Raw genomic sequence first — 398 nt, forward strand, 5'->3', positions numbered from 1 at the left:
GCGAAATTTCTTTTTTATTAAAGTTTTCTTGACAATTGATTACGCATTTTTGAAAATTGGTGCGGATTTTTCTACAATCTCTTGGCAAAATGCTTCTCGCTCGCTATAGAACGCCCAGATAATATTATAAATGCAAATAAAGGTGGTCAAATGACTGTAGAACGTACTTTTTCAATGATTAAACCAGATGCAACACGTCGTAATTTGACAGGAGCAATTACAAAAATGCTCGAAGATGCAGGACTGCATGTTGTTGCATCTAAGCGAGTGTGGATGAGTCAGCGTGAGGCTGAAAGGTTTTATGCTATTCACAAAGAACGCCCATTTTTTGGTGAGTTGGTTGAGTTTATGTCTTCTGGTCCAACAGTTGTGCAAGTTTTAGAAGGTGAGAATGCAAT

The 398-nt window shown here is 37.7% G+C and carries 1 protein-coding gene; it reads left to right on the top strand.

The features are described from left to right. Window positions 1-150: 150 nt before the first annotated feature. Window positions 151-398, top strand: a 248-nt coding sequence (locus J7R05_RS08725; protein ID WP_281388243.1) for a nucleoside-diphosphate kinase, incomplete at its 3' end; no start/stop codon positions are given.

The sequence above is a fragment of the Bartonella capreoli genome (genome assembly GCF_902813205.1).
In the GTDB taxonomy this organism is placed as follows: domain Bacteria; phylum Pseudomonadota; class Alphaproteobacteria; order Rhizobiales; family Rhizobiaceae; genus Bartonella; species Bartonella schoenbuchensis.